We start from the raw sequence: 415 nt of genomic DNA, 5'->3' as shown, positions 1-415 counted from the left end.
CGGTTACCTCACCGACTTCGGGTGTTGCAAACTCTCGTGGTGTGACGGGCGGTGTGTACAAGACCCGGGAACGTATTCACCGCGGCATGCTGATCCGCGATTACTAGCGATTCCGGCTTCATGCAGGCGAGTTGCAGCCTGCAATCCGAACTGAGAATGGTTTTAAGGGATTCGCTCACTCTTGCGAGTTGGCTGCCCGTTGTTCCATCCATTGTAGCACGTGTGTAGCCCAGGACATAAGGGGCATGATGATTTGACGTCATCCCCACCTTCCTCCGTCTTGTCGACGGCAGTCTCCCTAGAGTGCCCAACTGAATGCTGGCAACTAAGGACAAGGGTTGCGCTCGTTGCGGGACTTAACCCAACATCTCACGACACGAGCTGACGACAACCATGCACCACCTGTCACCGCTGC

1 rRNA gene is annotated in these 415 nt (G+C 55.9%); it reads right to left on the bottom strand.

The features are described from left to right. Positions 1–415: ribosomal RNA gene (locus AB3351_RS23580) — 16S ribosomal RNA — on the bottom strand; the annotation flags it as partial.

Source organism: Aneurinibacillus sp. REN35 (assembly GCF_041379945.2).
Classification (GTDB): Bacteria; Bacillota; Bacilli; order Aneurinibacillales; family Aneurinibacillaceae; genus Aneurinibacillus.
The sequence above is the reverse complement of the archived record's forward strand: the minus strand, read 5'-3'. Positions and strand labels throughout refer to the sequence as shown.